Raw genomic sequence first — 24,270 nt, forward strand, 5'->3', positions numbered from 1 at the left:
TTCTCTTCGGCTGTCGGTGACGCCGGGTCAGCTCGTCAGTGAGCGGACCGTCGCGTACACGTCGAAGACGGCGAGCGCCAGCGGCACCAGCGTCAGCAGGACGAAGCCCTCGGCGATCTCCAGGAAACGCCCCCAGAACGGGGTGAGACCGCTGCGCGGGACGATCAGGCCGAGCGCGGTCACCAGCGCGGTGGCCGCCGCGATCGCCGCGACGAGCCAGACCGTACGGAGGTCGAGGCCGCCGCGGTCGCCGTGGAGCGCCTCGTGGATCAGGGAGTACGGCGGGTTGAGCGCGAGGCCCAGGCCGAGCAGCACGAGGGAACCGAGTCCGGCGGCCAGGACGGGGGCGACCTGCGCGGTGTAGCGGAAGAGGTGGGCACGCATCAGCAGCGCGACACCGGTCGCGAGGGCGAGCAGCTGGGCCCAGACGTCGTCGGAGAAACCGAGGACGGCCGAGGCGCCGACGGCGGTGACCGCGCAGCCGCCGACGAGGCCGACGAGGAGTTCGTGACCGCGGCGCGCCTGGGCGGCGACGCGTTCGGTGTCGACGGCTTCCTGGACGGCGGGCTCGGCGCCGTACGCGCTGCGCGGGGCGGTGTTCGGGGGGTCGAAGCCGATCGGCAGGCGGGCGAAGCGCATCGAGAGGCCCGGCAGGAAGGCCAGCGCGCCGACCGCGACCGGAGCGCACAGGGCGGCGATCTCCGACGGTGTCCAGTGGGCCCGGATCGCGATGAACGCGACGATCAGGCCGACCGCGGACGCGAAGACGAGGGCGACGAACGGCGCGTCCCCGCCGGGTGAGCACAGGGTGAGGACGACCGCGGCCACCAGTACGGCCGCGCACGCGAGGAGGAATTGGAGTTTGCCGATCCCCTGGCCGTCGGTGAGCGGCAGGAGGCCCGAGCCGGCCACCCCGATGTCGGTCAGGGCGCCGAGGCCCAGTGCGATGGCCGAGGACCGGTCGTCGTAGACCCGGGCGCGGACGCAGGCCAGGACGACCAGCAGGACGCCGACGACGGCGGCGAGGATGCCGGGCAGGCTGTTCATGTCGTGGCGCGGGTCGGCGGTCCAGGCGACGAAGGCGAGCAGGGCCGGCAGGACACCGCCGCCGACGAGGCCGGCGGCACGGGTCAACTCGCCGTCCCACAGCGTGTGTTCGCGGGTCACCGCGGCCGAGACCGCCTCGGACACGTCGTCGAACACGGCCGGCGGGAGCGACTCGGAGAAGGGGCGCAGGGTGAGGAGTTCGCCGTCGAGAATGCGCTGGCCGGCGAACGTGCGGGAGCTGTCGAGGACGGTGCCGTCCCGGCGTACCAGGTGATAGCCGACCGGGGCGCCCTCGGCCGGGCTCTGCCGGGAGAGCCTGAGGATCTCCGGATAGATGTCGGCGACCGGGATGTCGTCGGGCAGTGCCACGTCGATGCGACTGTCGGGCGCGACGATCGTGACCCGGCAGAAACCGAGCCCCGGGCCGGTGCCGACAGGGGCTCCGGTACCGGGCCCGCCCGCCGCGGAGGCCGTGATGCTCACCTGTTGATCCCCCTCAATGGTGATGGTGCGTCTGCGTCGTGAAGGTGTCGCGCGGGGCGTTCCGCAGACCTTCACATCGTGCGGAATGCCCTGTTTTTGCAGCCTGGTCGGCGTGTGCTCACGCGAACATCCGGCACCCTACCGCTCACCCGTCCCGCGCGAAGTCAGTAGGATCGCGCGGCGGCCTGCGTCCGCCTGACACGGGGTGGCGGACGGTAGTCCCGGGGCCGCGCAAGGGAATTGGTGAGCAGTGAGCCACATCGTCGTCAAGCGCCCGCCGCGCGCGCTGCCGTCCGAGGTGCCCACGGACGAGATCGTTCTGCAACCTCCGCCGGAGTTGCCCCGGGGGCATCAGGAGAGCGTCCTGATGCAGTTGCTGCCGACGCTCGGCATGGGCGGCTCGGTGGTGTTCTTCTTCACGAGCGGACAGCCGTTCATGAAGATCATGGGCATGGTGATGATCGTCTCGACGGTGGCCATGTCCATCGCGATGGTGGTCCGCTTCCGCCGCGGCAACCAGGGTCAGCTGGCGGATCTGCGCACCGACTACCTCCGCTACCTGGCGCAGACCCGGCGGACCGCCCTGGACACCGCGCGGGCGCAGCGCGACGCGCAGTACTACCTCCACCCCTCCCCCGAGCAGCTCTGGGCGCTGGTCGCCGAGGGCAGCCGGGTGTGGGAACGGCGGCCGGGCGACGAGGACTTCGGCCAGGTGCGCATCGGCCTGGGCCGGCAGTCGCTGGCCACCGCGCTCATCGCCCCCGAGACCGGCGGGGTGGATCAGCTGGAGCCGCTGACGGCGGGCGCGATGCAGCGCTTCCTGTCCGTCCACGGCACCCTCGACGACCTGCCGATGGCGGTGTCCCTGCGCGCCTTCTCCTGCCTCACCATCAGCGGCGAGGCGCGGTCCGTACGGTCCTCCGCCCGGGCGCTGGCCGGTTCGCTGGCCGCGCTGCACTCGCCCGAGGACCTGGTGATCGTGGTCGCGGCGGCCAGGGAGGCCCTGCCGCACTGGGAGTGGGCCAAGTGGCTGCCGCACGCGCAGGCGCCCGGCGCCACGGACGGCGCGGGCAGCCGCCGGCTGATCGACAGCGACATCCGCGAGCTGGAGAACCTGATCTCCGCCCGGCTGACCGGACGTCCGCGCTTCCACCCCGACGCGACACCGCTGCCGGACGAGCCGCACATCGTCGTCGTCCTCGACGGGGTCTCGCTGCCCCCCGACTCGGTCCTCGCCAACCCCGAGGGCCTCCAGGGTGTGACGCTCGTCGACGTCGTCCCCGGCGAACCGGCCGCGACCCGCGGCGAGCTCTCCATCGTCGTACAGCCGACGTCGGTACATCTGGAGTCCGATCACGGAGACGTCTACGAGGGGACGCCCGACGCTCTCTCGTACGAGTCCGCCGAGGCGCTCGCGCGGCAGTTGGCGCCGCTGCGGATGGCGTCCGGTGGGGACGACGATCAACCGCTGCTCGCCAACCTGGAGTTCACCGATCTGCTGAACCTCGGTGACGCGGCCTCCGTGGACACCAAGCGCACCTGGCGGACGCGTTCGCTGGCCGAGCGGCTGCGGGTGCCGATCGGGCTCGGCGAGGACGGCCGGCCCGTGATGCTAGACCTCAAGGAGGCCGCGCAGGAGGGCATGGGCCCGCACGGACTGTGCGTGGGCGCCACCGGCTCCGGCAAGTCCGAGCTGCTGCGCACCCTGGTCCTCGGCCTCGCGGTCACCCACTCCTCGGAGACCCTGAACTTCGTCCTCGCGGACTTCAAGGGCGGCGCCACCTTCGCCGGCATGGCGCAGATGCCGCACGTGGCGGCCGTGATCACCAACCTCGCGGACGATCTGACGCTGGTCGACCGCATGGGCGACTCCATCCGCGGCGAGCTCAACCGCCGCCAGCAACTCCTGCGCGACGCGGGCAACTACGCCAACATCCACGACTACGAGAAGGCGCGCGCCGCGGGCGCCCCGCTCCAGCCGATCCCCTCCCTGGTGCTGGTGATCGACGAGTTCAGCGAACTGCTCACCGCCAAGCCGGACTTCATCGAGATGTTCGTGCAGATCGGCCGGATCGGCCGCTCGCTCGGCGTGCATCTGCTGCTGGCCTCGCAGCGCCTGGAGGAGGGCCGGCTGCGCGGTCTGGAGACCTATCTGTCGTACCGCGTCGGTCTGCGCACCTTCTCGGCGGCCGAGTCGCGGGCCGCGCTGGGCGTGCCGGACGCCTACGAACTCCCGAACGTCCCCGGGTCCGGCTTCCTGAAGTACGGCACGGACGAGATGGTGCGGTTCAAGGCCGCCTACGTGTCCGGTACGTACCGCTCGGACGCCCCGCAGGCGTCGTTCGGTGCCGGTCAACTGCCGGTCGACCGGCGGCCGGTGCTGTTCACGGCGGCCGAGGTGCCGGTGCACTACACGGCGGTTCCGCAGCAGCGCAGCGAGTCCCCGGACGTCGACGACGCGCTCGCCGACACGGTGCTCGACGTCATCGTGCGCCGCCTTGAGGCGCAGGGTCCGGCGGCCCACCAGGTGTGGCTGCCGCCGCTCGACAGCCCGCCCTCGCTGGACGGACTCCTGCCCGGCCTCACGGCGGTGCCGGGCCGCGGACTCACCCAGCCCGGCTACGAGGGCGCGAGCCGGCTGGTGGTCCCGGTCGGCCTCGTCGACAAGCCGTACGAGCAGCGCCGCGACCACCTGTGGATCGACTTCTCGGGCGCGGCCGGCCATATGCAGATCGTCGGCGGCCCGCAGTCCGGCAAGTCCACCCTCCTGCGCTCCCTGATCTGCGCCTTCGCCCTGACCCACACCCCGCACGAAGTCCAGTTCTACGGCCTCGACTTCGGCGGCGGCGGTCTGTCCTCGGTGGCCGGCCTGCCGCACGTGGGCGGCATCGGCTCCCGCCTCGACCCCGAGAAGGTCCGGCGCACGGTCTCCGAGGTGTACGGCGTGATGACGCGCCGCGAGGAGTACTTCCGCTCGGCGGGCATCCCGTCGATCGCGGAGTTCCGGTCCCGCCGGGCGCGCGGCCAGATCTCGGTCACGGACCAGCCCTGGGGCGATGTCTTCCTCGTCATCGACGGGTGGGGCAACTTCCGTGCGGACTATGAGGGGTTGGAGGCGGCGGTGCTGGACATCGCCGCGCGCGGCCTGGGCTTCGGCATCCACCTGGTGCTCAGCGCGTCCCGGTCGATGGAGGTCCGCGCGAACCTCAAGGACCACCTGATGAACCGCCTCGAACTGCGGCTCGGCGACACGATGGACTCCGAGATCGACCGGAAGGTGGCGGTGAACGTCCCGACCGGTGTCCCCGGACGCGGTGTGTCGCCGCAGCGGCTGCACTTCATGGGGGCGGTGCCGCGCATCGACGGCCTGGTCTCGGACACCGACCTGGCGGACGCCACCCAGGCGCTCGCGACCGAGGTGTCCCGGCACTGGGAGGCGCCGGGTGCGCCCGAAGTACGGCTGCTGCCGCGCGAGTTGGCCGCGGCGCAGCTTCCGCCGGGCGACCGCCTGCCGCAGCGCGGGGTCGCGTTCGGCATCGACGAGAACAACCTGGAGCCGGTCTTCGTCGACTTCGAGCAGGACCCGTTCCTCCTCGTCTTCGGCGAGAGCGAGTCGGGCAAGTCGAACCTGCTGCGGCTGCTGATCAAGCAGGTGACGGAGCGGTACACCGGCGACGAGGCGAAGCTCTTCGTCATCGACAACCGGCGCTCCCTGCTGGACGCGACGCCGTCCTCGCACCTCGCCGAGTACATCCCCATGTCGAACGCCATGGACCATCACATGGTCGCCCTGGCGGACCTGATGCAGCGCCGCACCCCGACCGCGGACGTCACGGCCCGGCAACTCCGCGAGCGGAGCTGGTGGCAGGGCCCGACGGTGTACGTCGTCGTGGACGACTACGACCTCGTCTCCACGTCCAGCGGCAACCCGCTGGGCAACCTCACGGAGATGCTGCCGTTCGCCCGTGACGTCGGCGTCCGCTTCATCATCGCCCGCTCCACGGCGGGCGCCGGACGCGCCGCGTACGAGCCGTTCATGCAGCGGATGCAGGAACTGGGCGCCCAGGGCGTCGTCCTGGCGGGCGACCCCGGCGAGGGCGACGTGCTGGGCGGGGTGCGGCCGCGGCCGATGCCCGCGGGGCGCGGGGTGTTCGTGTCACGGAAGCGGGGGAAGCCCTTGGTGCAGACGGGGTTGATGCCCGAAGGGGAGTACTGAGGGTGGGCGGTACGAGCGCCGCGGACGTGACGGCAACCGACCAAGGCCGTCCCGGCGCCTTGAACCAAGGCTCTTGGTCGGCCTGTTGGGTGGGTTGACGGACTGGTCCCGTCCGACGGGCGGGGGCCTACAGGGGCACGGGGAAGGCAGCCACACGTGGCATGGGACGAGTGGGAACAGCTGAAGAGTCAGGCAGCGCAGAAGCGGTCGGCGCGCATGCGGATCGATCAGCTTCCGACGGACGGTGGCGGCGGCAGCACACCGCAGGGTGATCTGACCGTCGACCACAAGGATCTGGACGCGATCGGCGACCGGGCGTTCAAGCTCTGGGAGGAACCGCGAGGTGTTCACCGCGCGGGAGAACCAGTTGCAGAAACTCAGCGGCCTGTGGATCGACGCCAATCCGAACCACGGAAACAGCAACAGGTACACATTGACGTCCGAGATCAACGGTGCCGCTTTCGACGGCAACGCACGGGCTCAAGGACTGACGGGCGATCAGTGACCACGGGTGTATCGGGGCCTTCGGTGCGGCGGCACGCGACTGCTGCGGTGGCGCTCCTTGTCCTTGTCCTTAACCTGGCTACGGCTGGCTGCACGGACTTGGACGCACGCGCCTACGCCGTTCCGGACAAGGTCTGTGGGGTGGCCGTCGACTCGGATCTCCTGTCCCCCTTCCTGCCGGACGGGCAGAAGCTCACCGAGCGCGCGTACAACTCCGGGCAGGAGAGCCCGCGTTGCCGTCTGTCGGTGGACGGCAAGCTGATCGTCTACCTGTCGGGCGATGTCGTTCCCGCGGAGACCGACCCCATCAAGGTCCAGGACCGGGCCCTGGTACGTCTCGGCAACCCCGCGTCCGTCGTCGACATCGGTGACAGCGCAAGGGTGGCGGACAACGGAGCCTTGGCGGTGGCCGCGTGCACGTACGAAGGCAGCCGGCGCAAGTTCGTCACGTTGGTGCAGCTCCAGGAGAAGGTTCCCGCGAAGACCTCGCAGCGGCGGGATGCGATGCGCTCGTTCCTGGGCGCCTACTTCCCGAAGGCGATGGCCAAGCAGGGGTGCGAGCAGGCGAGTTGAGCTGCGGTTGCGGATGAACGCGCGGTTGTGAGTGAACGCGCGGTTGCCGTCGGCCGCGATTCCGCAGCCGGGCGATCCTGCGCGGTGTCAGGGACTTGCGGTGCTGCCACGCGTGGGGCCGTGGTTTCGAAGGCCCAGGCTCCTGGTCACCTCCGCCGCAGTGACTCGAATGGCCTGTGGAGGGGATGCGGAGGTTGGTCGTTCCCGTTTGGAATCGGTCAAGTGAAGCTGATCCATTGGTAAATTGAGAGATCGGTTCCGCCATGTCGAAGCACGCGAGGTAGCTCGCCGGCCTTCGCCAGGACGAGGGCGGAGCAGGCCAACGGGGAGGGGCCGCGCATGGCGTGGGACGAGTGGGAGCAGCTGAAGTCCGAGGCGGCTCAGAAGCAGTCGGCGCACATGCGACTCAACCAGCTCGCGCCCTCGGGAGGCGGCGGGGGCGGGGGCGGGGGTAAGAGCGCGTGGGGCGACCTCACTGTCAGCCAGAAGGACCTGGCCGCGGTCGGCTCGGCGGCACAGGACTTGTTCGACGACTTCGGGCAGTACAGCGACTACGCCCGTGTCGCCTCCATGACTGCCGCCGGCGGACTCAAGGACGAAGGCTTCGCGCTCGGTGGGGCTCTCGATCATGTCGCAGGGCGCTGGGTCGACCAGGTGCAGTCCCTGCTGGACGCCTGCGCGCACATCTCGAACCACCTGCGGTTCACCAAGAACCAGCACGCGGGCGACGAAAGCTACATCGCGGGCACACTCAGCAGCATCTCCCTGTTGGACAAAGGCTTCGACCACAGGACGGACCGCTGATGGACCTCGACGCTCTCCGCTTCGGTAACTTCTCGAAGCTCGGCGAGGCGATCACCGACTGGGAACAGATGACGACAAAGCTCGCGACCCTCAAGGGGGACGCGGAGCGCAACCTCAAGGGCAGGGCGGACAAAGCCAACTGGTCCGGCGTCAACGCCACTGTCACCCGCGAGTTCGTCGACAAGACTGCCGCCGAGTTCGCCGACGCCCATACCCAGGCCGACTCCATCACGAAGATCCTCGCCGATACTCGTGGCGAACTCATCGGTTTCCGTACCCAGTTGAACGACGCGATCACGCGGGCCTCCCGGCAGAACCTCAGCGTGATCGACACCGGCGACGGCACGTTCACCGTCGCCGGGAACACCCGGCCCGACTGGGCGTCCGACCCCAGCGGAAAGACCGGCGTGACGGATCAGGGAACGGTGGACGACTTCCGCGACGAGATCCAAGGCATCCTGACCAAGGCGACACAGAGCGACCAGAGCGCCGCGAAGGTTCTGAGGCTTCTTGTCGACGAGACCGAGTACGGCTTCGCCGATGCCTCCTACGTGAACCGGGATGAGGCGGCAAACGCCGTCGCGGCTGCGGAGAAACTGGCGAAGATGGCCAAGGACCCGGCCGACATGAGCCTCGACGACATCGCAGCCTTCAACCGCACGATGGAGAAGTACCACAGCGACTCCCTCTTCGCTGAGCAGTTCGCGACCCGACTGGGGGCCAAGGGGACGCTCCAGTTCTGGACCGAGATGACCTCCGTCCACGCTGGTGCCAGGGGCTCGGAGCTCACGACCATGAAGGACCTACAGGCAAACCTGAGCCTGACTCTGGCCACGGCATCCTTCTCTGACTCAGACGCCATGCGGGACTGGAAGAAGGACCTCGTCGCCGAGCGCAACACGAACTTCCGCGCCGCCGACTCGCCCAACCCCGTCGGCGCCCTGGGCTCCCAGATCATCAGCAGCCTCATGGGCAAGGGCGAGTACGACACCGAGTTCCTCGACGACTACCGGGAGAAGCTGTTCAAGGCGGACAAGGCAGCAGGGGACGCGGGCACCCATGACCTGTGGGTCAAGGGGTACGACGCCGTGGATCTCGTCTTCGGCGACGGGAACGGCAGAGACCCATTGAAGGGGCTGTTCGACGGACTCTCCCACAATCCCGAGGCGGCGGAGCACGCCTTCGGGTCCAAGTCGGATCTGGAGCACATGCTCGGCACCACCGGCTACACGGACCGAGGTGAGTCCCTCGGTCGTGCCCTGGAAGCCGCCGTCACGGGAGTTCCCGACGGTGACACCACCACCAAGGCACCGGGACACAGCGTGGCTCAAGTACAGATCATGGCGAACATCGTGGAGGCGGTGGCGCAGCCTGGCGGGGGTGCGGACCTGGTGGCCAGGGGTCTGGGCGAGAGCTTCGGAGACATGGCTGCTGCTTATATGCCGGAGATCAGCCAGGCCCTGGCCGGTCCTCACTCGAATGCTGTTTTCCTTACGAACAGCGAATGGCCCGACGCCTTCCAGGGGGAACACGTCGCAGACGTGGTGAGGTTCCTTTCCGCGACATCCACGGACCCTGCAGGCAGGGCCGGGATTATCTACGGGGAAAGCATTTACACCGGCAGCCTGCTCGAATCACACCTTGCCGACCCGTCCTTGTTCGACGGCCCCCGCGATCAGGTTCTCGCGGATATCGGCAAGAATGCGGGCACCATCGAGGGTATCGTCGGGCATTCCGTGGCAGACGGTGATGTCAAGGCCGCCGTCGACGGCGAGGCGGACTACAACAATGCTCTGACCCAGAAGGGGAATGCCGCCAAGAGTTGGGTCAGTATCGCTTTCACGGGCCTCAAGCTCCCCGAGCATCTGGGCGGCGAGGTCATGGGTTCCGTGGTCGGCGGAGCAGCCGGAGCCGTTGCGGGTGGGGCCGTTGACCGTCTTCTTGAAGGCCAGCAGATGCATGGAGCCAAGGATGAAGGGCTGTACGCGAGCGCCAAGGACCTGTACGCCATGCGAGACTCCGTCAACCAGCAAACACAGTGGTCAACCGACGACGCACTCGCTCGGCACCATGCGGACCTGCCCAAAGATGGCACCGCCGATATCGTCGGCAACGCCGTCAACGAAGGATGGGACGCCAGTAGTGAGTACCTGAGCAACACGAAGGAGCGTCCCTGATGGAGACGTCGCAGACGAGCAGAACGCAACCCCCCATCTGGCCAAGCGTAAAAGCTGCCATCCTAATCCTGTCGGTTATCGGGCTGTTCTGCGGCGCTGGTTGGACTTTCCTGAACAAAGGCCTCTATCTACTCCCGAACAAAATGTGCGACGGCACCCTTGAGCGGGACACGGTCAAGCAAGTGCTACCAAAGGCCCGATCGGCCGACAGCGGATTCGGCAGCCAGGGTGCCGGGTACAATCTCACTTTCTCGTGCCATGTGACCACCAGCAACGATTCGATTCTGTCCGGGACGGCGCAGGTCGAGCCGGTATCCCGTGATCAATGGCTCAAACACTTTCGAGGTACCGGGAAGCAGAATCAGCTCATCCGCGTCTCCGTGGGCAAGATAGAAGCCCTGGCCCAGATCGATTCCAGCGAAAACACTTCATCGGTGTACGTGCCCTGTGCTCCGCGCAGCGTCCCTTCGTACAACTCCTCCCAACCGTACGCAGTGGTCGGTGAGACCTGGATCAGCAATCCTGCCCACACCAAGAGCATTCCGCTACGACAGACCCTGACCGATTTCGCGTATCAGCTCGCCCAACACACCTACAAGCTGGGCGAGTGCAAGGAACCCCGCGACTTTCCCAAGGAACTGCCCCGCTACGGGAGCGACTGATGAAAAACGACGGGTTCGTGTGCGTAACGCTCGTTGGCGGGCTTACGGAAGCCGTGGGTGGTGCGAGCATGAGCTTGGTCATGCGGCCGATACCCTCGCACTTCGCGTTGCCGTGGCCCGGCGACGGTGCGACGTCGTAGCGGTTTCCGACGGATTTTCGTCGGTTACGGGCGAGGAGTTGCGGATGGCTCTGCTCGGCCTCAATCAACCCGACGTTCCATACGTCATCCGTTACGGCGGCGGGCGATGGAAACATTCCGTTTCGATAGCGCGGAACTGCGCGACCCCCTGCAGAACACCGTCCTGAAGTGGGGCTGGACCTGGCGGGGCGTGGTTTTCGGCAAGCTGTGAGTTCAGCCCGGAACGCAAACACCGGGGTGGGCACCTCCCGTGCGTGCCCACCCCGGTGTTGCTGTTGTCAGCCTGTCCTACTCGAAGAAGCTGGCGGCCTTCTTGTCGCCGCCGCGGTAGTCGCCGCCGGCCTGGTGGACCTTCTGCGTGATGGACAGCAACGCCTGGTGAATGGCGGAGGTGTGGCCGTCCCACTCCCTCGACTTCCGGTTGAAGGACTCGTAGGCGTCACCGGCCCAGCCCTCGGCCGCGTCGTGGACGCCCTTCTTCAGCGCCGTGAGGTCGCTCTCCAACTGCTTGGCCAGGTTGCCGAGTTCAGTGGCGAGCGCGTCCAGGGTGCCGTACTTGACGGCAAGATCCTGCATGTGCGGCGTGCCGGTCATGATTCCTCATCTCCTTGACGATGTGAGAGGGACCTCGCGGTCCGGGGTGCGACGCTCGGGGCGGTCAGTAGAGGTTGAGCGCCGAGGTCTTCGCACCGGCGTCCACTTCGATGCTGGAGATCGTGGAGTGGAGTTCGTCCTCCAACTTGTCCTTGTCCTGCTTGGTGAGGTGAATTCCGTTCAGGAAGTCGTCGAGCATGCGGCCGATCCCGACCATGTGGTCGTTGATCTCGTGCTGCTTGGTCTTGAAGGCGTTGGCACCGTGGCCCGTCCAGTTCGCCTCGATCATGTCGATGCAGCCCTGGAGCTTCTGCAGGTGCTTCTTGACGTTGTCGTACCTGTCGATGACGTTCGTCTGGAGCTTTTGTACATGTGCGTCATCAAGCTTGCGGCCGTCAGCCATCTCGGCACTCCCTTTCGCGAGAGAGGTTGGTGTTTCTGGGACGCAACACCGAGTGGTGAAGCGCTGGTTGGTCGGGTGAGCCCGGTGTACAAGCTCTCATGCGCCTCGCCGCGAACGAGCCACCGCGAAGGCTCCACCGCCGAGCACGACTACGGCCGCTGCGGCGCCGAGTGCGATCCACAGTGTGGTGTTGCCGGACGAGTCGGAGGTCGAGGCTGCGGCTGAAGTCTGGCCGCCCGAGGTGGGGTTGGGGGCTTTGGGCGAGGTCGATGCGGAGGCGGAGGCGGAGGGCGAGGCGCCCGTGACGCCGGTTCCGTTCTCGAAGCTGAGCGGGTCCGTGCCGGCGGCACCCGGGTTGATGCTGCTGTTCTCCAGCACCTTGCGGGGGCGGATCAGGCCGTAGCCGAGGTAGTTGCTCGGCTTGTTCTTCGGCCAGTCGCGGCCTGCGGTGTCGATGAGGGTGGCCAGGACTTGATTGGCCGTCCAGTTGGGGTGCGCGGACCAGATTAGGGCGGCGGAGGCAGAGGTCAGGGCGGTCGCTGCGCTGGTACCACCGCTGACGCAGTACGACTTGAATGTCGCGTCGCACCACACCGGAACGTTGCGACCCGGGGCCGCCAGATCGACGTAGTTGCCGTGCTCCGAGAAGTCGGCCACCTTGCCGTCCTTGTCGGCTGCGGCTACGCCGACGACGTACGGGTCTGCGGCGGGGTAGCCGATGAAGTTCTTGGTCTCAGCATCGTTTCCCGTAGCGGCGAACATCAACTTGCCCTTGGATTGGGCGTACTTAACGGCCTTGGCCTCGTCCGGGTCAAGGATGTCGCCGCCGAACGACATGCTGATGATCTGGGCATCGCTGTCCGCTGCAGCCTTGATCGCATCGGCGGTCGAAGGCGTCTTCTTTACGTCGGTCTTGTTCTTCACGCCCTTGGTCAGCACCCGGTAAGGCACGACCTTCGCACCGGGGGCCAGGCCCTGCAGACCGCCTCCGGCGCCAGTGCCGGCAATCATCTCCGCCATGGTGGTCCCGTGGCCCAGATAGTCGTTGGTGGCGTTGTACGAGACGGCCTGATGCACCCCGTCCACGAGCACCTGGCCCTTGAGGGATGGAGTGTCCGGGTTTACACCAGTGTCCAGCACGGCAACCTTGACGCCTTTGCCGGTGCTTACCTTCCACATCCCCTTCGCGTCCATAATGTCCAGGTACCACTGCTTCGACTGGACATCGGCGGCAACCGCGCTCGGAGCCAGCCCCGAAGACACAATGGCGAAAGCGCCAAGTGCGGCACACACGGCCGACACTCGTCTTCCGGCACGTCCTCGGAGGAACGCGGTCGATCTGCCACGCGGGCTGGTCCCTGTCATGCTTCTGCTGATCCTCGCTCGTGGTCAGTCGGTCACGGGCGGCGTGTTGCGCCGCTGCGCATCTTGCTCGCGCTCGCCCTCGCGGTCTTCTCGGTTCGTACTGCGTCGACTTCCCGCCGACCCTTTCGCTACCCCCGGTGCGCCTCCGGTGCCGTCGGCGCCCCTGACATTGGAAGGTCGGCTCCTGGGAGTGCCGACCACACCGTCGGAGTTGCCCACGACGGGTCGACCAGACTGTCCCGGGCGCGCGCCCGGGGCGGATTTCGGCGCCCCGATCACCCCGCGCTGGCCGATCTTGCCCGCAGGCGTACGGGAGTTGGAGTTACCCTCGGCACCGACGACCGTGCCGCGAGGCACCCTGGGGCCGCTCACTCCCGAGGCAGCGCCTGTGGTGGGCTTTCCTCCGACGACGCCGTTGCCACGTGCCGCCCCTGTGGAAGTCGGCCCGCCGGCCTGGCCTCCCGTCGGCCCGCCGACCGGGCGAGGCGTTCCGCCGGAGATGGCCCGACCGAGGGGTGATCTGCCTGCCGCTGTTTCACCACTCCGGATGCCCGACTGCCCTGTTGCGGCGGCACGCCCCATCGGGCCTGTGTTGCCACGCCCGCCGGTCACGCCACCGGGGTTGACCGCACGTCCCTGCGCCGAAATCGGGGATCTGCTCCCGGTCGCTCCGCCGAATCCCGAGGTGCGTCCCGTCGAGGTGCCGAAAGCAGGAGGAACCGCGCCCGAGACCAAAGGCGGAATCGTCCCGCCGTTACCTCCGCCCGAAGCGGGCATCGACGGAGGCAGGTTGGTCGCCGGCTTCGTGATCTCCTGGGACGGCAGGGTGCCCACACCGTCGATCTTCGTACCGACATTCACGTCCGGGTGGGTACGTGAGTCATCCACGTGCCTGACCGTCGGAGTGGTGTCGACCGAAGTCGGATGGTTAGTCACCACGCTCGAAGCGTGATGGTGAGTCGTAAGATCCTGAGTACCGCCAAGGCTCTGGCTTTCTTGCGTTTTGCCGGGGTCAAGCCACGGATCCTTAGACGTCGGCTGCGGCTTGGGCACCCCCACATCCGGCATAGCCTGCAAAAACGTAGGCGGTTCCTGTGCCGCCAGTGCCTCCTCCGACACCGAGTAGAAGGACGACAACCGATTCATCTGGTTGATCGCCTCTTGGCGGTCCTTCTCGACGTTGACCGCAGCGGCGTACTGCTTGTTGCCCGCGACGCGCGCAGGCATCGGAATCTCTGCGGGCGTCTGGGAGTCGAGCCGGGTGTCGCGCGGTGGCATGGCGCTACGGACGGAAGCCAGGCCCATGGCGGCGGCCGAGATCTGGGTCCCGGCGACCTCCGCGAAGGACGCGAGGTTGACGGCGTAGGTGACGAGGTCGTTGCCCCAGTCACGGAAGGCCTGACCGGAGTCGCCCTCCCAATCGACGTTGCCGATATGGCCGCTGAGCTCTTCGGCCGCGTCACTGATGGCATCGCGAGCGTCCCATAGGGCCTTGCCCGCAGTCTCCAGGTGCTCCGGACTCGCGGTCTCGACCATGTCGATCATGTCGTTGAGGCGGTGGTTCTCGAAGTCGGTCTTGCCGAAGAAACGGACATGGCCACCGAATATGCCGTTCATCGCATTCGACGCGATGTTGGCCGCATCGATGACGCCGACCTGCTGGGCCACCTGCGTCAGTTCCGCCTCGTGCGGATTCGGCTGCTTCTGCTCGTCACCCATCAGTACCCGGCCTTGGACTGCTTGTCGTCGGAACGCCCCTGCTCGGGCTTGCCGTTCTTCGCGGCCTCCGCGGCCTGCTGCTCCTGCAGCGCCTGGGCGTGCTCACGACTGACCTGCGTCTGGATCTCCCAGAATCGGCGCCGCTGGTCCTCGTCCACGTTGTGGAAGTTGTTGTGCGCGGCGCTCACAGCGATCTGGAGCGCCTCGATCTGGAGGCCCAGGTTCTTGGAAAGCGCGGTGAGACGCTCGTGGACCCGCTCGTACTGTGCGTGCAGACCCTTGGCCTCGCCGAAACTCCCGGCACCGCCGAAGGATGCCTGGGTGAGCTCGTGCGCCCCGACCTTGTGCGCGCTGCCCGGTGAGCTCTCGAAGGTCGAAAGCACCCCGTCCACACGCTTCTTGAACGTTCCGAGCGCTTCCAGGCTTGCCCTGAAGCCCCCTCCACCGTCAACAGGAGGCATGATGCCTTCCCCTCCCCGTTTTCGTCGCCCGCCCCCGGGCGACCGCACCCCTTGAGCGTTCCTCTCCGCAACGCAATCACTCTAGTCGCTTCCTGTGACAGTCCCAACTGCCTTATGCGACAGCTGTGCTACCACTCGACCAAGCTTCACCTCTCCTTCACGGCCCGCATTCGCGTCCACCTGGGCAACTGCGGCCCCCTGACGCTACGTGACCTGCGGATCGGTGGCCTGAGTACGGCTACTCAGTCGTCGTAGTCGCGCAGTTGTGAGTGAGCGTCAGGGTGGGTGGAGGGGTGGCGCGAAGCCGTCGTTGCTGCGTGGCCATTGCGAATGGCGTCGTCCGGTTCCGTCAACTCCCGCCGTGGGACTGCTCCTTCGCAGGTCGCGGCCTCTTGACAGACAGAGGGAGGGTGTAACGGCGCCACCCGCGGGTCCGCCGGGCGTCAGTCCAGCCCCGCGACCTTCCGCGCCCGCTTGCGCGCGTCCCGGGTCGCCACCGCCGTACCGCCGAGTCCCGCCACCAGCACGGCCGCGCCCAGGGCGACGTAGGTCGCGAGGCGGGCGTCGTGTTCGTCGGCGGTCTCGCCGAGTTGGAGCTTCGCGGGGGACGGGGCCTGGGCCTTGGTGAGACCGTCCTGGGGGTCGGGGGACTCGATCGGGTGGTCGTCCTCGGTGAGCGCGCGGACCGGGTCGACGACGCCCCAGCCGACGAGGCGGTCGTGGCCGGCGATGGTGCGCTCGGCGGTCTGCTCGATCTGGGCGACGACCTCGCGGGCGGTCCAGTCCGGATGCTTCGCCTTGATCAGCGCGGCGACGCCGGCGACGTACGGCGCCGAGAAACTCGTACCGTTGTCGGAGCAGTGACCGCCCTTGGGGACGGTGGAGATCATGTCGACGCCGGGTGCCGCGACGCCGACGAAGTCGCCGGACTGGGAGAAGGACGCGCGTTCGTTGTTGCGGTCGGAGGCCGCGACGGCGAGGACGCCCGGGAAGGACGCCGGGTACGTCTTCTTGACGTTGCCGCCCTGGCCGCCGTTGCCCGCCGACGCCACGACCACGATCTTCTTCGACAGGGCCGTGTCGATCGCCGACTCCAGGGAGGGGTCCGGCTTCACCGCGTTCGACGTGTCCTGCGAGATGTTGATGACGTCGGCCTTGGCCTGGATCGCGTAGGTGACCGCCGCAGCGAGAGTCTGCGCCGTGCCGTGGCCGTCCGCGTCGTTCTGCTCGATCGGGATGATGGTCGCCTCGGGGGCCAGGCCCACGAAGCCGGTGCCGCCGATCGGGCGGGCCGCGATGATGCCGGCCACCTTGGTGCCGTGTCCCACGGTGTCGGTCGTGCCGTTCTCGCTGCCCCGCGCGATCTTGTCGCCGTTGCTGTCCTTGAGGTTCCTGGGCATGAGGTTACGGCCGCTCTTCACGTCCACCGCATGGGTGAGCTGCGGGTTCTTCACGTCCACGCCGGTGTCGATCACCGCCACCCGTACGCCCTTGCCCTTGGACTGGCTCCACAACTCGTCGAGGAGGACGCGTTGCAGGGCCCAAGGGCGGCCCGGGTACACCTTGTTGGGGAACGTGCACTGGTCCGAGAAGCCGTCGTCCGCCGCCGCGGGGGGCGCGAGCACGACGGTGGACACGGCCAGGGTCGCGGCCGCTGCGGCCATCGCCGCCGTGGCACGGAGGAGGCGGGAGGAAGGTGCGTACGACATGCCCAACTCCCCCTACGAACCCTGCGGTTGACGTGCCGCCGCCGTCGACAGGCGGGGACCCGTGGGCAGGAACTCGGACCAGGAGGCGGGGATCGGCGCCGGGTCGACGTCGGCGTAGCCGAGGCGGATCTGGGCCTGCTCGGCCTCTTGCTGCTCCTGCTGGCGTTCCTTGGCCGTCGTACCGATGCCCGCGTCGTTCGTGGCGCTGTCGGCGTTGGACTGCAGGACGTAACGCAGGCCCGTGTCGGTGACCAGGAAGACGGGGCCTGCCTTGGTCTCCTCGCCCTGGAACTGGCGGAAGAGCTGGCCGGAGCCGGGGGTGACGTAGGCGCTGGTGGAGTCGGTGGGGAGCGGGGCCGGGAAGTCGGTGCCCGCCCAGGTCGTCAGGGTGGTGGCGCCCTTGCCGTCCACCTTCTGTAGGACGTTGCAGATCGTGCTGCGGCTGCCGGACGTGTCCGAGGCCTCGTTGACGGCCGTGGGTTCCTTGGTGGGCCAGCGGTGCTCGGCGCCGAAGGTGCCCTCCGGGGTGATCGCGCCCGGGCTCACCGCGGTGGCGTGACCGGCCTGGCCGAGGGGGGCCAGATCCTTGCTGGACAGCAGGAGTTGGGCGACGAAGGCGGAGACCTGCGCGACCCGGCCAGGAAGCACTACGTAGTAGTGCTCACCGCTGGCGTCGGACGCCTTGAGCACCATGCCCGCCCTGTTGGCCGACGCGTCCAGCTCGCCCGGGGCACCGGCGGCCGTACCGGGTGTGGAGCCGATGGACGGGAAGGTGATCGGGTCGCCCTGGTGCAGGGTGGCCAGCCACTCCGGGGAGACGCGCTCGGGCTCGCGGCCGGAGCCGACGACGGCGCGCAGCAGCAGCTCGTCGCTCTTGTCCACGCGGTACGCCGTGCCGCTCGCGTCCACCACGTAGCGGTTCTTGTCCGGGTCCACCACGTAGAGCAGTTCTCCGCCGCGCAACCGCTGCTTGCCCTCGGTCTTCTTCATGTCGCGCTCGGCGAGGACCAGCGCCGCCTTCTGGATGGAACCGCCGCCCGCGCTCGGGCGCTCGCACACCGCCCAGCGCTTCTCGGCGCCCGCCTCGCTCGCCGAGGGAAGCCGGTCGGGGGCGTACGGGATGCCCACGGTGACGCCGTGCGGGATCTTGCCGCCGTCGAGGACCGACTCGTCGACGGTGACAACCTCGCCCTGGCCGGCGTTGAGGAGCAGCTTCGCGGACGCCATGTTGAGGACGGGGTGCAGCTGGGCCTTGCCGTCGGTCGTCAGGACGACGTAGCGGGTGGTCGACTTGCTGGCGACGATCACCTTCGACTTGGGGGTGGCCCAGCCCTGCGGCGCGGTCGGTTTGAACATGCCCCAGGCGCCGAAGACCGCCATGACGACCACGCCCACGATGACGCCGGGCACCACTCCGCGCAGCGGCCGCGGCGCCCCCTCCTCCGAACCGTCCGGGGAGGACTGCACGAAGGACGCCAGCATGCGCCGCTTCGCGAAGGTGTAGGCGTTGAGCTGGTCCCGCCGAGATGCCATCTGTGTCTGTCTCTCCCCGTGTTCCGCCTGGCCGGCGCTCGGGGGTTCACCGTCCCCCGCCCATCGATGTCAGACCGGGCACCTACTATGCCTGGTATCCGCGGGGACGTGGGGAGCGGGTAGGGTACCTGGACCTTCAGGGGCCCTATGTGGTGCTGAAACAGCAGTGAGTTGTGAGCAAAACGGGGGGATGGAGTGATGGCTTCCGGAACGCGGACGCGGTCTCGTGACCGGTCGCGGACGAGGGGCTCCGCAACGCCCGGGCCGGGGTCCGCGCAGTCGCCGTCCGCGGCGGGCGCATCGCCCCCGGGAGCGGGCGGACTTCATCTCAGGACGCGCCGCGGACAGGGCGGGGCATTCCGGTTGCAACGGCTCGTCCTGCTGGAGATCGCGGCTGCCGTCCTCCTCGTCGGCTGGGCGATCGACCCCATGGCGCTGGTGCCGGCGGGCGTCGTCGCCGTGGCGCTCGTGCTGCTGGCCTTCGTCCGCCGGCGCGGCCGTTCCCTGCCCGAATGGCTGGGTACCGCGCGGGCGTTGAAGGCACGCCGGAAGAGCGCCGCGAACACGGAGACACCGCCGGGCACGGAGCCCGGTCTCGCACCGGCCGTCGAGTGCGACCCGACCCTGCGGACCTACTCGTACGGCGGCCGGGACCGGCGTCCGATCGGGCTGATCGGGGACGGCACCTTCGTGACCGCCGTCGTACAGGTCGAGGCCGATGTCACCGCGCTGCGGGCCGACCGGAACCGGCATCCGCTGCCGCTCTCGCTGGTGCGGGACGCGCTCGAAGTGGACGGTATCCGGCTGGAGTCGGCGCAGCTCGTGCTGCACACCCAGCCCGCGCCCGCGCTGCACCTGCCCCAGCACTCGGTGGCCGTCACCAACTACGCGCCGTTGCAGGAGCAGACCGGCGCCCCGGCGGTGCGCATCACCTGGATCGCGTTGAAGCTCGACCCCGAGCAGTGCCTGGAGGCCGTGGCCGCCCGGGGCGGAGGGCTCACCGGAGCGCAGAAGTGCGTCGTGCGCGTCGCCGACCATCTCGCGAGCCGCCTCACCGGTGCCGGATTCCGCACGACGATCCTGAACGAGGAGGAGCTGACCGCGGCCCTCGCCACCTCCGCATGCGCGAACCCCCTGGTGACGGCGGAGGCCGGACGGACCGAAGCGCGGGAGCGCCGGACCGAGGAGTCCAGCCGGAGCTGGCGCTGCGACAACCGCAGACATACGACGTACTGGATCCGCCGCTGGCCCCAACTGGGCGGTCGCGGACCGTCGTTGCCGCAGCTGATCGCCCTGCTCACGGCCACCCCGGCGCTCGCCACGACGTTCAGCCTCACGCTCGCGCGCGGGGAGCGCCAGGAGGTGTCGATGTGCGGGCACCTGCGGGTGACGGGCCGCAGTGACGACGAACTGGTCGCGGCGCGGCGCGCGTTGGAGGGCGCGGCACGGCACACGGGCCTGGCACTGGCCCGCCTCGACCGCGAGCAGCTCCCGGGTGTGCTCGCCACGCTGCCCCTCGGAGGTGCCCGATGACCGCGATGACGATGCTGCGCAGCGGCTTCGGCCTGATCGGCCCGCGGCACCCACGGCATGTGCTCTCCCCCGAGCAGGTGGACGCGCTCGCGCTGCCCATCGGGGACGACGGCGTGGTGATCGGCGTCGACGCGGAGGGCCAGCCCGCGGTGCTGGGCCTCAACCGGCCCACTCCGTACGACGTCGTCCTCATCGGCGGTCTGTGGACCGCACAGGTCATCGCCCTCAGAGCGGCGGCGACCGGGGCGCGCGTCGCCGTGGAGACCGGCCGGCCGCAGGCCTGGATGCAGATGGTCCACGCCATGGGCGGCGGACAGAACGGCCTGGCGGTGTACGACGTGGGCCGTGTCCAGCCACAGGGGGCCTCGGCGGGCACACCCGTGCTCGTGGTGCGGGACTGCGGCATGCGTCCGCCGCGCGGGCGGGTCGTGTCCGGGCCCTGGCAGTCGGTGCTGACCCTGCTGCCGTATCTCAGTCCTGTCGCCCCTCGGCTCATACGGCAGGCGCGGCTCGTCGGAGTGCAGCGGATCTCGCCGGACGAGGCGGCGGAGCTGGGCCGGGCCATGGCGCTCCCCCGGGCCGACGTCGATTCCCTGCCCACGCTCCCCGACGGCGTCACGCTCTGGTGCGGCGACCGCGACCGGCAGTATGTGATGACACAGCCCACGGACGCCGAGATCGGATTGTTGGGTACACCACGCCGGATGGACTGAACCGACGGACCACCGACCGACATTGACCGATTGAGACCCTTTCGCCGCTTCTCCCGTAGGGGATGCGTTCCACTACCACCCGTTTTGCGCGAGGAGTTGGTGGGCACGTGTGCCGGTTCAGGGCGTCATGTGGCGCGTTGGACGGACGCGGAGAGGTGGGCGGGCCTGCCGTGAGGTTGCTTGTGGTGATTAGGCTGGGACCGGGCGCCGCGTCAGGGCCCGCGGCCGGGCCGACAGCGCTTCGGGGGACGGGCCGGGCGGATCCGATCGATTCGGGCCGCCGACCGACCGTTCCCGACGCTTTCGACGGACCGGGCCCGTACGACACGAGCGGTCGCCCCAGCACGACATGAGGGTGCTCGACCACACCAGGAGGAATTGTGAGCAGCGATCGGGACGGGATCCGCGGGGGCTGGGCCACGCCCGGCGATGACCAGCCCGACGACGAGTCCGCCATCGAGATGACGGGCGAGTTCACGATCGACTACGCGCCGCCGGCCTGGTACACGCAGAACTCGTCCGGCGCGTCGGGCGCGTCCGCGCAGGCCTCGCCGCCCCCGACCCCGGCGAGCGGAACGGCTATGCCGCCTCCGCCTTCGGCGCCCCCGGTCGGCCCCGCGTTCCCGGTGCCGGCACCGCCGGACAACTCCGGCTTCCAGACCGGCTGGGCGCCCGCGGCCGCGGTTCCGCCGCCTGCGGTCCAGCAGGCGCCCGCGGTTCCCGAGGAGGACCCCGAGAGCGGCGACCTCGTGAGCGGCGCGACGATGCGGATCTCGTCCGCCGCGTTGAAGCGGGAGATCACGGAGCGGGGTGATGTCGGGGCGGACGCCGCGTCGGCACAGGCCAGTCCTGAGCGGGGCGACGCGGAGACCCCTGTGGCTCCGACCGCGGCTCCGGCCGAGGTTCCTGCGGCCGACGAAGGTCCCGCGGAAGGCGCCGAAGTCTCGGACGCCGCTGCCGGTGACGTCGCCGGTGACGTGGAACCGGGTTCCGGGGAGCGGGAGTTCGAAGGCGAGGTGCCGACGAACGACGGTGACGCCGAGGGCAACGAGGACACCGACGCCGCCGAGGTGACCGCTCAGGACGAGGACGGCGCGGCCACCGACACGGACACCGCCGACGACGAGAACGCCGACGACGCCTCAGCCGCCTCCGTGGCACACCCCGACGCAGACCCGGCCGGTGCCCCGGAGGACGAGCCGAGCAACATCGACACCACACCGGCTGCCCCGGCCACGCCAGCCACACCGCCCACGCCCGAGGCCGACGCCCCCCAGGCCGCCGACCCGGCCACGGGTGCCACCGGCGACGTACCGGCCGACGTACAGGAAGCCCCTCCCGCCTGGGCTCCCCCGCCGGCCCCGCAGAGTGGCGTCCCGCCGTTGCCGCCGTCCTACCAACCCGCCGCCCCGGCCCCGGCCGACCAGTGGCCCGCGCAGCCCCACCCCCAGGCTCAGCAGCAGCCGGCGGACCCCGCCGCGCCCCAACCGCCCGCGCCACAGCAGCCCGTCGCGGCTCCGGCCCAGCCGCCGTCGCCGCCCCAGCAGCAGCCCCCGTTCCAGCCGCACCCCCCGCGGCCGGCACCGGCGGCCTGGGACGCACCACCGGCACCGACCCCGCAGGGCCCGGCGCCCACGCCCGTGGCGGGCCCCACCGGTTACGGCTTCCCGCCCACCACGCCCCCGGCCCCGGCCCCCGCGCCGAACCAGCAGAGTGGCTACGGCTTCCCGCCCTCACCGGCACCGCAGACCCAGCCCGCCCCCCACACCCCCAACGCGCCGGACCAGCAGGGCAGTTACGGCTTCCCCCCTGCACCCCCGCAACCGGGCCCGCCCACCCCCGCCGCGCCGAACCAGCAAGGCGGCGGCTACGGCTTCCCGCTCCCGCCCGCGCAGCAGGCCCCGCCCACCCCGGCACCCCCGAACCAACAGGGCAGCTACGGCTTCCCGCAGGGACCGGCACAGCAGGGCACGCCCGCCCCCAACGCGCCGGAACAGCAGGGCAGTTACGGCTTCCCTCCGGCACCCGCACAACCGGGCCCGCCCAACCCTCAGAGCGGCTACGGCTTCCCCCCTGCGCCCCCGGCTCCCGCGCAGCAGCAGCCCCAGCCCGACGGACCGCAACCCCCGCACGCACCCCAGCCGCAGGCGCAGCCCCAAGCCCAACCCCCGGTGGACCCCCGCACCGGCGCCGCCTGGCCCCAGCCCATCCAGCACGACCAGCGGCAGCCGACCAACCCCGGTGCCGCGCCGCTCGGTTACACCGCTGCCGTGGAACTGTCGTCGGACCGGCTGCTCAGCAACAAGAAGCAGAAGGCGAAGAGCGGTCGGCCCGGTGCCGCGCCCTCGCGGTTCAAGCTCGGCGGGAAGAAGGAAGAGGCCGAGCGGCAGCGGAAGTTGGAGCTGATCCGTACGCCGGTGCTGTCGTGCTACCGGATCGCGGTGATCAGCCTCAAGGGCGGTGTCGGCAAGACCACGACCACCACCGCACTCGGCTCCACGCTCGCCACCGAGCGCCAGGACAAGATCCTCGCGATCGACGCCAACCCGGACGCCGGCACCCTCGGCCGCCGTGTGCGCCGCGAGACCGGCGCCACCATCCGCGACCTGGTCCAGGCGATCCCGTACCTCAACTCGTACATGGACATCCGCCGGTTCACCTCCCAGGCGGCCTCCGGCCTGGAGATCATCGCCAACGACGTCGACCCGGCCGTCTCCACCACCTTCAACGACGAGGACTACCGGCGCGTGCTCGACGTGCTGGGCAAGCAGTACCCGATCATCCTCACCGACTCCGGCACCGGTCTGCTCTACAGCGCGATGCGCGGTGTGCTCGACCTCGCCGACCAGCTCATCATCATCTCGACGCCGTCCGTGGACGGTGCGAGCAGCGCGAGTACGACGCTGGACTGGCTGTCGGCGCACGGCTACGCCGACCTGGTCTCACGCTCGCTCACCGTCATCTCCGGTGTCCGCGAGACCGGCAAGACGATCAAGGTGGAGGACATCGTCAGCCACTTCGAGACGCGCTGCCGGGGTGTCGTCGTCGTGCCGTTCGACGAGCATCTCGCCGCCGGTGCGGAGGTCGACCTCGACATGATGCGGCCGAAGGTCCGGGAGTCGTACTTCAACCTCGCGGCCCTGGTCGCCGAGGACTTCGTCCGCCACCAGCAGATGCACGGCCTGTGGACGAGCGACGGCAACCCGCCCCCGGTACTGGCCCCGCCGATGCCGGGCCAGCAGGGATACCCGGGGTACCCGGGCCAGCAGGGCCAGCCCGGGCAACAGGGACAGCCGGGCTATCCGGGCCAGCAGCCGTACCCGGGCCAGCAGGCTCCCGGCCAGCCGGGTCACTACCCCCAGCAGCAGCAACAGCACCAACCGCAGCCGCAACCGCCGCACCCCGGTCAGGAGCTGTACGGCCAGCAGCCCTACCCCCAGCAGGGTCAGCCCCCGGCGCAGCAGCCGGCCCCGCCGTATCCCCAGCACCCGGGTCAGCAGCCCCCGCCGCCGTACCCGCAGCACCCGGGCTACGGCCAACCCCCGCAGGCTCCTCAGCAGGACGGCGACCAGGCTCCGCCCCCGCCGCCTCCCGCACCCCCGCAGCAGTAGGCGCACACGAAGGGCGGCCGGTA

At 69.5% G+C, this 24,270-nt stretch carries 17 protein-coding genes; 9 read left to right on the forward strand and 8 right to left on the reverse strand.

Going from position 1 to position 24,270, the window contains the following annotated elements:
* Positions 1–27: 27 nt before the first annotated feature.
* Positions 28–1,530 (reverse strand): type VII secretion integral membrane protein EccD, encoded by a 1,503-nt coding sequence (gene eccD, locus OG194_RS12230; protein ID WP_327400898.1) that lies wholly within the window; start codon positions 1,528–1,530, stop codon positions 28–30.
* Positions 1,531–1,780: 250 nt separating this feature from the next.
* On the opposite strand from eccD, the gene eccCa reads away from it, so the two are divergent.
* From eccCa to OG194_RS12260, 6 genes are all read left to right on the forward strand, one after another.
* The gene (eccCa, locus tag OG194_RS12235; RefSeq protein WP_327400899.1) at positions 1,781–5,746 is read left to right on the forward strand and encodes a type VII secretion protein EccCa; all 3,966 of its coding nucleotides are present in this window, start codon (positions 1,781–1,783) and stop codon (positions 5,744–5,746) included.
* 343 nt (positions 5,747–6,089) lie between these two features.
* A complete protein-coding gene (locus tag OG194_RS12240; RefSeq protein ID WP_327400900.1) occupies positions 6,090–6,251 on the forward strand; it encodes a hypothetical protein in 162 nt (53 codons plus the stop codon).
* 140 nt (positions 6,252–6,391) lie between these two features.
* Positions 6,392–6,823: a hypothetical protein gene (locus tag OG194_RS12245; protein ID WP_327400901.1), complete on the forward strand. Its 432-nt coding sequence runs from the start codon at positions 6,392–6,394 to the stop codon at positions 6,821–6,823.
* Positions 6,824–7,162: 339 nt separating this feature from the next.
* Positions 7,163–7,627 carry a hypothetical protein gene (locus OG194_RS12250; RefSeq protein ID WP_327400902.1) on the forward strand — a complete coding sequence of 155 codons (465 nt, stop codon included), beginning with the start codon at positions 7,163–7,165 and terminating at the stop codon, positions 7,625–7,627.
* The gene (locus OG194_RS12255) at positions 7,627–9,804 is read left to right on the forward strand and encodes a hypothetical protein (RefSeq protein WP_327400903.1); all 2,178 of its coding nucleotides are present in this window, start codon (positions 7,627–7,629) and stop codon (positions 9,802–9,804) included. Before OG194_RS12250 ends, OG194_RS12255 begins: the two co-directional genes overlap by 1 nt.
* Positions 9,804–10,466: a hypothetical protein gene (locus tag OG194_RS12260; RefSeq protein ID WP_327400904.1), complete on the forward strand. Its 663-nt coding sequence runs from the start codon at positions 9,804–9,806 to the stop codon at positions 10,464–10,466. The genes OG194_RS12255 and OG194_RS12260 overlap by 1 nt, the downstream gene beginning before the upstream one ends.
* A 428-nt stretch (positions 10,467–10,894) precedes the next feature.
* On the opposite strand, the gene OG194_RS12265 is transcribed toward OG194_RS12260, so the two are convergent.
* The 7 genes from OG194_RS12265 to eccB all read right to left on the reverse strand — a co-directional run bounded on the left by OG194_RS12265 (position 10,895) and on the right by eccB (position 18,390).
* Positions 10,895–11,200 (reverse strand): WXG100 family type VII secretion target, encoded by a 306-nt coding sequence (locus tag OG194_RS12265; RefSeq protein WP_327400905.1) that lies wholly within the window; start codon positions 11,198–11,200, stop codon positions 10,895–10,897.
* A gap of 64 nt (positions 11,201–11,264) precedes the next feature.
* Positions 11,265–11,603, reverse strand: a complete 339-nt coding sequence (locus OG194_RS12270) for a WXG100 family type VII secretion target (protein ID WP_019064778.1) — start codon at positions 11,601–11,603, stop codon at positions 11,265–11,267.
* 96 nt (positions 11,604–11,699) lie between these two features.
* A complete protein-coding gene (locus OG194_RS12275) occupies positions 11,700–12,896 on the reverse strand; it encodes a S8 family serine peptidase (RefSeq protein WP_327400906.1) in 1,197 nt (398 codons plus the stop codon).
* A 96-nt stretch (positions 12,897–12,992) separates the two neighbouring features.
* On the reverse strand, positions 12,993–14,687 hold the full coding sequence (locus tag OG194_RS12280; RefSeq protein WP_327400907.1) for a WXG100 family type VII secretion target: 1,695 nt from the start codon (positions 14,685–14,687) through the stop codon (positions 12,993–12,995).
* Positions 14,687–15,148, reverse strand: coding sequence for a hypothetical protein (locus OG194_RS12285; protein ID WP_327400908.1), 462 nt, complete (start codon positions 15,146–15,148; stop codon positions 14,687–14,689). Before OG194_RS12285 ends, OG194_RS12280 begins: the two co-directional genes overlap by 1 nt.
* A gap of 443 nt (positions 15,149–15,591) precedes the next feature.
* Positions 15,592–16,857, reverse strand: coding sequence for a type VII secretion-associated serine protease mycosin (mycP, locus tag OG194_RS12290; protein ID WP_327400910.1), 1,266 nt, complete (start codon positions 16,855–16,857; stop codon positions 15,592–15,594).
* 12 nt (positions 16,858–16,869) lie between these two features.
* Positions 16,870–18,390: a type VII secretion protein EccB gene (eccB, locus tag OG194_RS12295; RefSeq protein ID WP_327400911.1), complete on the reverse strand. Its 1,521-nt coding sequence runs from the start codon at positions 18,388–18,390 to the stop codon at positions 16,870–16,872.
* A 198-nt stretch (positions 18,391–18,588) separates the two neighbouring features.
* Between eccB and eccE the strand changes: the two genes are divergently transcribed.
* The 3 genes from eccE (at position 18,589) to OG194_RS12310 (ending at position 24,247) form a co-directional block, all read left to right on the forward strand.
* On the forward strand, positions 18,589–19,923 hold the full coding sequence (gene eccE, locus OG194_RS12300; RefSeq protein ID WP_327400912.1) for a type VII secretion protein EccE: 1,335 nt from the start codon (positions 18,589–18,591) through the stop codon (positions 19,921–19,923).
* Complete coding sequence (locus OG194_RS12305; protein WP_327400913.1) at positions 19,920–20,636, forward strand: hypothetical protein; 717 nt, start codon at positions 19,920–19,922, stop codon at positions 20,634–20,636. Before eccE ends, OG194_RS12305 begins: the two co-directional genes overlap by 4 nt.
* A gap of 380 nt (positions 20,637–21,016) precedes the next feature.
* Entirely contained in the window at positions 21,017–24,247 is a 3,231-nt protein-coding gene (locus OG194_RS12310; protein ID WP_327400914.1) for an SCO5717 family growth-regulating ATPase, read from the forward strand.
* Positions 24,248–24,270 lie beyond the last annotated feature (23 nt).

Origin of the sequence: Streptomyces sp. NBC_01288 (assembly GCF_035982055.1) — a bacterium.
In the GTDB taxonomy this organism is placed as follows: Bacteria; Actinomycetota; Actinomycetes; order Streptomycetales; family Streptomycetaceae; genus Streptomyces.

Coding starts and splice junctions, on each gene's coding strand:
- OG194_RS12285 (WP_327400908.1), bottom strand. CDS start 15,148: ATGCCTCCTGTTGACGGTGGAGGGGGCTTCAGGGCAAGCCTGGAAGCG.
- eccB (WP_327400911.1), bottom strand. CDS start 18,390: ATGGCATCTCGGCGGGACCAGCTCAACGCCTACACCTTCGCGAAGCGG.
- OG194_RS12250 (WP_327400902.1), top strand. CDS start 7,163: ATGGCGTGGGACGAGTGGGAGCAGCTGAAGTCCGAGGCGGCTCAGAAG.
- OG194_RS12265 (WP_327400905.1), bottom strand. CDS start 11,200: ATGACCGGCACGCCGCACATGCAGGATCTTGCCGTCAAGTACGGCACC.
- mycP (WP_327400910.1), bottom strand. CDS start 16,857: ATGTCGTACGCACCTTCCTCCCGCCTCCTCCGTGCCACGGCGGCGATG.
- OG194_RS12270 (WP_019064778.1), bottom strand. CDS start 11,603: ATGGCTGACGGCCGCAAGCTTGATGACGCACATGTACAAAAGCTCCAG.
- OG194_RS12260 (WP_327400904.1), top strand. CDS start 9,804: ATGGAGACGTCGCAGACGAGCAGAACGCAACCCCCCATCTGGCCAAGC.
- OG194_RS12255 (WP_327400903.1), top strand. CDS start 7,627: ATGGACCTCGACGCTCTCCGCTTCGGTAACTTCTCGAAGCTCGGCGAG.
- OG194_RS12280 (WP_327400907.1), bottom strand. CDS start 14,687: ATGGGTGACGAGCAGAAGCAGCCGAATCCGCACGAGGCGGAACTGACG.
- eccE (WP_327400912.1), top strand. CDS start 18,589: ATGGCTTCCGGAACGCGGACGCGGTCTCGTGACCGGTCGCGGACGAGG.
- OG194_RS12305 (WP_327400913.1), top strand. CDS start 19,920: ATGACCGCGATGACGATGCTGCGCAGCGGCTTCGGCCTGATCGGCCCG.